General features: G+C 54.0%; 7 protein-coding genes and 1 pseudogene. 4 read left to right on the forward strand and 4 right to left on the reverse strand.

Annotated elements, in window-relative coordinates:
* Positions 1-1,112 (reverse strand): AarF/UbiB family protein (locus tag H8Q75_RS07950; protein ID WP_297041098.1); only part of this gene is annotated, 1,112 nt, incomplete at its 3' end.
* Between the two features lie 138 nt (positions 1,113-1,250).
* Here H8Q75_RS07950 and trxA point away from each other — a divergent pair.
* Entirely contained in the window at positions 1,251-1,565 is a 315-nt protein-coding gene (gene trxA / locus H8Q75_RS07955) for a thioredoxin (protein WP_024125275.1), read from the forward strand.
* 165 nt (positions 1,566-1,730) lie between these two features.
* Entirely contained in the window at positions 1,731-2,975 is a 1,245-nt protein-coding gene (locus H8Q75_RS07960) for a DUF445 family protein (protein WP_024125276.1), read from the forward strand.
* Here H8Q75_RS07960 and H8Q75_RS07965 read toward each other — a convergent pair.
* On the reverse strand, positions 2,972-3,562 hold the full coding sequence (locus H8Q75_RS07965; RefSeq protein WP_297041099.1) for a DUF3318 domain-containing protein: 591 nt from the start codon (positions 3,560-3,562) through the stop codon (positions 2,972-2,974). The genes H8Q75_RS07960 and H8Q75_RS07965 overlap by 4 nt on opposite strands.
* A 117-nt stretch (positions 3,563-3,679) precedes the next feature.
* Between H8Q75_RS07965 and H8Q75_RS07970 the strand changes: the two genes are divergently transcribed.
* Positions 3,680-4,951 carry an FAD-dependent hydroxylase gene (locus H8Q75_RS07970; protein WP_297041100.1) on the forward strand — a complete coding sequence of 424 codons (1,272 nt, stop codon included), beginning with the start codon at positions 3,680-3,682 and terminating at the stop codon, positions 4,949-4,951.
* Between the two features lie 81 nt (positions 4,952-5,032).
* Entirely contained in the window at positions 5,033-6,352 is a 1,320-nt protein-coding gene (locus H8Q75_RS07975; RefSeq protein ID WP_297041101.1) for a class I SAM-dependent methyltransferase, read from the forward strand.
* Here the strand turns inward: H8Q75_RS07975 and H8Q75_RS07980 are convergent.
* Positions 6,344-7,459, reverse strand: coding sequence for a DUF819 family protein (locus H8Q75_RS07980; RefSeq protein WP_297041102.1), 1,116 nt, complete (start codon positions 7,457-7,459; stop codon positions 6,344-6,346). The two genes, H8Q75_RS07975 and H8Q75_RS07980, sit on opposite strands and share 9 nt — an antisense overlap.
* Positions 7,452-7,725: pseudogene (locus tag H8Q75_RS07985) on the reverse strand (peptidase); the annotation flags it as partial. The pseudogene H8Q75_RS07985 and the gene H8Q75_RS07980, both read right to left, overlap by 8 nt.

Below are 7,725 nucleotides of genomic sequence, written 5' to 3' on the forward strand. Positions count from 1 at the left end.
AAGGCGGCTAAATCCACCGGGCGTTCGGTAAATCGATCTAGAATCAATTGCATAATCCGTTGTAGGGGAACTCTATCAGTGACAGGCATCAACAGACCTAGTTCCATCAAGGCAGCAATCACGCGATCGCTATCCTTTTGTAGCACGGCAAAAAATGTTTGCACCATCTGCTGCTGATTCAGGGCCGGCACTTCCGTCATCATGCCGTAGTCATAGAAGATCAGATCACCCTCTTTGGTCACGGCCAAGTTCCCCGGATGCGGATCAGCGTGGAAGAAGCCATCAATCAATAACTGCTTGAGATAGCAACAAATTCCCCGCTGGTTAATCATCTGGGGATTTAAGCCAAAGGCTTCGATCGCGGCTCGATTGTCAATGCGAATGCCGGGGAGATACTCCATCGTCAAGACATGGTGGCAGGTATGGGTCCAATAGACTTTAGGAACACGGATATAGGGGTCTTGAGCAAAGTTGGCACGAAAGCGATCGGCATTTTGCCCCTCTTGAATGTAATCAATTTCCCGCAGCAGAATACTAAAAAACTCCTCATAGATCTCTTGGAGGGCATAGGGACGAAGAAAGGGCAGCCAGCGATCGGCCCAGCGAATGAGTTCACCAATGGCCAGATAGTCCAGATACAGTTGCGCCTCCAGTTGTGGGCGTTGCACCTTCACAACCACCTCTTCACCACTATGGAGCCTTGCCCGATGGACTTGGCCGAGACTGGCCGCTGCAAGGGGTTTTGGATCAAATGTGGCGTAGAGATCCCCAAGGGATTGCCCCAAATGCTGCTCAATCAGGGCGATCGCCCGCCGCGAGTCAAAGGGAGGCACCTGATCCTGTAGTTTCCTCAGGGCCTCAATATAGGCGGGGGGCAACAGATCAAATCGCGTCGAGAGAAATTGACCAATTTTAATAAACGTCGGTCCCAAGACCAATAATTGCTGTACGAGCCAACGGGCCCGTTGGGATTGAGTGCGATGACTCCGCCGCCGCCAAATATAGTCCCACAGCAGTTGACTACCAAATTGCCCCAGTACTCCCACAATTTGGCTAATACGGCGAAACAGCAGCCAGCGACTGGGACGAGAGGTAGAAGCAGTAACGAGCATCCAGCAGCAATCACAACAGAGCGCTCAACCTCAACAATAGCGCCTTTTTCCCGCCTATTCAGACTGGGGCAGCCATCCTTTCGCCAGTTTTTCTGCCCTGTGTCTATGATGAGGGTAGAGTCTTGATCGGAATTGACTATGGCAACCACACGTCAATTTAGTAGCTTTAGCGATCTCCTAGCCACAACGGATAAGCCCCTCTTGGTTGACTTTTATGCCGACTGGTGTGGCCCTTGCCGAATGATGGCTCCTATCTTAGAGCAGGTCAAGAAACATTTGAAATCCGAGGTCGAGGTGGTCAAAATTGATTCTGAGCGCTATCCTCAACTGTCGAGCCAATACCACGTTCAGGCCCTGCCCACATTGATTCTTTTCCACCGAGGCCGTGAAGTACAGCGCTGGGAAGGAGTGCAACCGCCAGAAGTTCTGATTGATGCCATTCGTCGGCTGTAAACTTTTAAGGGCTTAAGGGCGTATGACCAAGATGACCAACAGCGGTGATAGCCACAGCCCCTTAGGAAAAGGCGGGGATAATCCGGCGCCAAGATGGCTGGGGCTATTTTGCGCCTGTGCATTGCCTAGAAAAAAGTCAGCAAACAGAGGAGGCGAAGGCCAGCATTGGCAGAGATTAGCTATTGGACATTGCTTGTACCACCGTTGGCGGGGGGGGTCATCGGCTACTTTACGAATGATTTAGCAATTACAATGCTCTTTCGCCCCTACAAGCCAGTTTATGTAGGCGGCAAGCAACTCCCCTTTACTCCTGGTCTCATCCCCCGCAATCAGGAGCGGCTGGCCCGTCGAATTGCCGATGCCATTCTGGGTTCCCTCTTAACGCCGGAGGAGCTGCAAAACTTAGCGCGGCGGCTGTTGCAAGTGCAACGGGTGAAGGCGGTCATCCATTGGCTCCTCCAAACAAGTCTTAGCCAAATTCAGGCTCAAAGTGAACAGCGATCGGCCCAAGTTTTGGCGAATATTCTGCGGGATTTTTTTGGCAGTGCCTTGCCCCGTTTGATTAAGGTGTGGTCGCGGCGGGAAGATTTTTTGGAGCCGCAACTCAATCAATTGTTTGATCAGGTATTGGTGGAGCTGCAACTGAATGATGAACAGGCGGAGAAACTAGCGGATTGGCTGCTGTCGGTCATGCTGCCCCCCGATCGCCTACGACTGGCGATAATTGACTTTCTCACCGATCGCACGATTAATGTCCTCGATCAAGAACTACGGCAAAATACCAGTGGCACCTATTGGGTCGTGGCTAATCTTGTGGGAGTGCGCAATACTTTGATTCGTCTGCGGGAGTATTGTCTCAATGAACGGGAAGCCTGTAACCGCCGCCTCGGAGAATTGATTACGGCATTGGCACTGCGGCAACGCTTGGTGGAAGCCCTGCAAAATATTACCCTGCAAAGTTTGCCCCTCGGCACGGTGCGGGAGCTACGGCAACTGTTTCGGCAGACGGTGCGCAGTTATATCCAAGAGCAGGGCTCTAGCGTCATTGAAACGGTCAGTCAAACGGTGGAGTGGGAAACGATTTCCCTGAGTATTTTGCGGCGACTGCGAGATTCGGCGAGTCTGGGTGCCTCCTTGGAAGTGGTCAGCGATGAATTGGCTTTGGTGCTCGATCGCTATCTGGAACGGGATATGGAACTGATCATTGAGCGGGCGATTCCGATTTTGGATTTAGATCGGGTGATTGTGGATCGGGTCAAGGCCACCTCACCAGAAAATCTCGAACTAGCAATTCAGGGCATTGTTCGCAGTGAGTTGCAAGCTATTGTCCGCTTGGGGGGCATTCTTGGCTTTTTAATTGGGGTGGTACAGGCAGGCTTTTTGTACTGGCAAAGTCTGCAAGTGCCCTAAACGGGAACTTTGACTTCAGACTCACCCGCCAACTGGCGCAGGTTTTGGCAGCGAATCAGTTCAGTGACATCAAGAACGGGACGGCGTTCCAACTCTGCTACCCGAGAGATACCTGAAAGGAGCGCTTTGGCAGCCTCTTGTTCACTGTAGCCGCGCCGTTGAGCCAAGAGCAGGGCCTGGCGATCGGCCGCCACCTCCACGGGAATTCCCCGCGTATTTTGCCACACTTGCAGCCCCGCAAAGGTGGTTAGCCCCCCCGCCACCAAAATACCAATGGGGTCTGCTTGGATTGCCTGGAAGAGGGTACCCAGTAAGCCGGCCACCGTTAGTCCTTGGTAGAGGTCAAGTTTGATCAAACCCGTGGTGTTAAACCAAGCCACTGCCCGCAGCAGTAACAGATCGCGCTCTGGGGGATCGAGATGCTGCCACAGGCGAAAGTTAATTTCAATTGGGCGATCGCCCCAAGGAAGAGGGGGCTGATAGCGCAGGACTTGGCTTTGTTGCGGTCGAGAAACCAACTTACAGCGCATCCGTGCCGACGCCGGCATGAGATCAAGCAGACGATGAATCTCAGCTTCTGGGGTCATAGGAATAGTGATGCAATTGCTCTGCCCCTAGTCTGCCATTGCTGTACATTTCCGGCAATCTTGCAGATTTCTTAGAATAAAGGGGCATGTGTTTTTTGTGCCCAAATCAAAATGGTGATGACATCGGCCTTTGCCCCCTCAGAACCGTCCCTGGTCGCTTCTGCTCAAGAGCTGCCCGCCGTGGATGTGGCGATTGTTGGTGCCGGGATTGTGGGTCTAAGTCTGGCCTGTGCGCTACGCAACAGTGGTCTAGCGATCGCCCTCATTGAGGCAACTCCCTACAGGCGGGAAAACACCAAGGGTCAAGCCTACGCCCTCCACCAAGTGTCTCGTTACTTCTTTGAGGAAATAGGGGTGTGGGATAAGCTCATGCCCCATGTGCAGCCCTTTGAGGTGGTGCAACTCTCCGATGAACGGTTCCCCTTGATGGTTAACTTTTCCCCAGCGGATCTGGGCACGGAAGCCATTGGTTATGTGGGTGAGCACGCAGCGATCGCCGAGACCCTTCAGAGCGTTGTACAGTCTGCCAGCAATGTCACGTTCTACTGCCCGTGGCGGGTAGTGACCAACGAAGTGCAGGGCGATCGCGCTCAGTTGACCCTGATTTCTGGTGACCCTACCCAACCCAAGGTGGCTCACTTGGCAGCCCGTTTAGTGGTCGCCGCAGAGGGTGGCAAGTCTCCCCTACGGCAGCAGATGGGCATTGAACCCAAGGGATGGAAATATCCTCAGTCCTGTGTGGTTGCCACCCTCGAGGTTGCCCATCCCCAACCTGTGATTGCCTACGAGCGCTTTTGGCCAACAGGACCAATGGGAGTGCTACCCCTACCGCAGAATCGCTATCGAGTGGTTTGGACACTGCCCCACCCAGAGGCGGAAGCCGTTGCGGCCCTCGACGATCGCAGCTTTTTAGCAACACTTCAGCCCTATCTTGATCCCCAGATGGCGGAGATTACGGCTGTGAGCGATCGCTTTGTCTTTCCAGCCCAATTCATGCAAGTCAACTCCTACGCGGCGGATCGCTTTGTGGTCATTGGCGATGCAGCCCACCGCTGCCATCCCGTGGGGGGACAAGGACTCAATTTGGGACTGCGGGATGTGTGGAATCTGGCACAGCAGATTTTGGCTACCCCCCTTGAGGAAATTGGCGATCGCCGACACCTCATGCAATTTCACCGCCAACGCTGGTGGCAAAATGTCTTGACCCTTGCCTTTACCGACTTCCTTAACCGTCTGTTTTCCAATACATGGTGGCCTTTGGTGGCGGTGCGCCGCTGCGGGCTGTGGCTGTTGCGAACCGTTTCCCCCCTCAAGCGTCTGGTGCTACGGTTTATGGCAGGTCTCCTCCTCCCCCTGCCGACCGATTGTCAATTCCCCAGAGGGCGTTAAAACTTTCTACGCACCTATCTCCAGTGCCAGCACTCTTGTAGTATCAATTTGACAGAGAAACCAACTGCTTGGGAGAGAGGGATGGCTGCTACGGATGATCTAGAGAAAATTCGCCGCCAGTTTGACTATGGTCCCTATCCCCGTGTGGCCATTGACAAAACTCCCAAGGATGACCCGAACGTTCTTTTTGTCCACGATTTAGTGACCCCCTTTTATGTGCGAGATCATCGGGTGCCACAGACCAAGGGTAAGCGGATTCTCGATGCCGGCTGTGGCACGGGCTATAAGTCCTTAGTCCTGGCGATCGCCAACCCCGGCGCGGAAATTGTGGGTATTGATCTATCCCCTGAATCTGTGAAGTTGGCGGCGGAGCGGCTCAAGTTCCATCACTTTGATAACGTTTACTTTGAGGTGCGCTCGATTTTGGATTTGCCCAGTTGGGGCGAGCAGTTTGACTACATCAATTGCGATGAAGTGTTATATTTGCTGCCTGACCCTGTTGAAGGCCTCAATGCCCTCAAAAGTGTCCTTAAGCCCGATGGCATTCTCCGCAGTAATCTCCACAGTGCGCTGCAGCGCTTCCCCTTCTTTCGTGCCCAAAATCTCTTTAAGCTGATGGGCTTGATGGACGAGAATCCCGAAGAAATGGAAATGGACATTGTCCGCGACATCATGAAAGAACTCAAGGATGGTGTGGATCTCAAAGCCCGAACCTGGAACCCCCACTACGAACAGCAAGAGAGCAATGAGACCCTCTTGGCAAATCATCTACTGGTGGCAGATAAAGGCAGCACCATTCCCCAGCTGTTTCAATACCTAGAAGCAGCGGGTCTAGAATTTATTTCCATGGTCAACTGGCGCCACTGGAATCTGGTGGATCTCTTCAAAGACCCAGAAAACCTGCCCACCTTTTTGGCCTTGAGCCTACCCGATGTGCCGCAGTCCGTGCAGTTGGAGATGTACGAGCTTCTGCATCCGGTGCATCGCCTCTTGGATTTTTGGTGTAGTCCGCAACCCCGCGCCACCGTAGCCGACTTGGGGGAATGGTCGGAGGCGCAGTGGGATCAAAGTACGGTTCATCTACATCCGCAACTGTGTACGGAGGCAATCAAGGAAAAATGGCTAGGGTACCTCAATGATCGGATGATTGTTGATCTGGGTACGTTTATGTCCTTTTCTAGTCCCACCCCTGTCTATGTGGATCCCCTCGGCCTGGCAACCCTATTGCCCCTGTTTGATCACCCCTTGGCTTTTCCGGACTTGTGCGATCGCTATCAATGCTTGGCACCCCTTGACCCCGTCACACTCGAACCCATTGAACCAAGGGTGGCACGGCAGCAACTGCAAGCCCTCTTGACCCGCTTGGAACTCAGTTTGTTTGTTCTTGTCAGCTTACCCTAGGCCAATCCAGCCCAGAACTTGGGCAAGCGCCAATCCCAAATAGTTGGCGATCGCGTATCCCAGCAATCCCAACGTAATCCCTACACCCAGCAGTTGGGGCCGATGCCGACCAGTGGCTTGGGCAACGGCAGTGGTAGGCCCGCCAACAGCCGCTTGGGAGGCAAGAGCCAACAGTTCTACATCCAACTTCAGGAGGACCCCAAGGCCAAAGGTGACGAGACCATGGGTAAAAACAATCACAGTGGTAAAGAGAATCATTTCCATTCCCACCGGAATTAGGGATGGCACATGGGTACCAGCACCAATCACCGTAAAAAAAAGATTCAGGCCAAACATCCCCAAAGCCCCCATCCCCCGCAGATAGCGGATCCACTGAAATTGCGCCAATGCCAAGCTGAGGGTGGTGAGCCAGACAAGGGTGGGAATGAGCGGCCAAAACCGATGCAGTGCCCTTGACAGTGCCAAGACAGCCACGGCCAAGCTGAGGAGAATCCCTAAATCTAGGGGAGCGATCGCTGAGGCGGTGGGCAGGGAGGTTACGGTAACCGCTTCCCCCTCCTCCTGGGGGGGATAAAAGCGTGCCAACAGCGAAGGCAGACTCAGCGTGGTTGCCAGCCAAATGGCTGTGAGCAAGTTATCTGCCGTCGTGGCCGCACTAAAGAGCAAATCCGAAAGGTTAAGGGCACGCCCAACCCCCACAAAGTTAAGGCTGCCGCCAATATAGCTGGCTGCCAAACTTCCCGCCAAGCGGGGGGTATCCCCCAGAAACCGACTATGGAACAGGACACTGGCAAGGAGCGCACCCACCAAGGTTCCAAAACTGGCAAGGCCAAAGGCCAACAGGGCCGATCGCCCCAGGCGCCCCACATCCTGTAAATTCACCAGCAGCAGTAGCCAGACGATCGCCAACGAGGTAATGGTGTCGTAGATTGTGTCATAGACCGCAGATTGCTGGGGAAGAATACCAACATTGGCGCAGACGGCCGCCAAAATCAGAATGATCAGCGAAGACCCCAACCGTGCTGCCCAGCGAAAGCGATGCTCTAGCCATAGCCCTAGAGCCGTCAGCGTCAATAGGATGCCCCAAAGGATCAAGGATTCATCCATGGGGCGTCCATTCTGGTAGTCGCTGTCCCAACCGGGTGGGTTGCTCATAGACCCGCCGCAGGGTATTCACATCCCGCTGCGAAATCGGAGGCGGGTCTGCTACCTGGGCAAAATAGAGGGCATCAGTGGGTAGGGGGCTATGTCCCCAAATGCCAAGGGCATGACCCAGTTCATGGCGCAGCGCCCCAAGAACAAACTTAGCAGCTTGGGTAGGGCGCACCACGACACGGCAGCGATGGCGCAGCACCCCTTGGCTATCCACAAAG

Origin of the sequence: Thermosynechococcus sp. OHK43, from assembly GCF_014466085.1 — a bacterium.
GTDB lineage: Bacteria > Cyanobacteriota > Cyanobacteriia > Thermosynechococcales > Thermosynechococcaceae > Thermosynechococcus.

Excerpts from the sequence above, each read along its gene's own strand:
- trxA (WP_024125275.1), top strand. The coding sequence starts at position 1,251 with ATGGCAACCACACGTCAATTTAGTAGCTTTAGCGATCTCCTAGCCACA.
- H8Q75_RS07965 (WP_297041099.1), bottom strand. The coding sequence starts at position 3,562 with ATGACCCCAGAAGCTGAGATTCATCGTCTGCTTGATCTCATGCCGGCG.
- H8Q75_RS07970 (WP_297041100.1), top strand. The coding sequence starts at position 3,680 with ATGACATCGGCCTTTGCCCCCTCAGAACCGTCCCTGGTCGCTTCTGCT.
- H8Q75_RS07975 (WP_297041101.1), top strand. The coding sequence starts at position 5,033 with ATGGCTGCTACGGATGATCTAGAGAAAATTCGCCGCCAGTTTGACTAT.
- H8Q75_RS07980 (WP_297041102.1), bottom strand. The coding sequence starts at position 7,459 with ATGGATGAATCCTTGATCCTTTGGGGCATCCTATTGACGCTGACGGCT.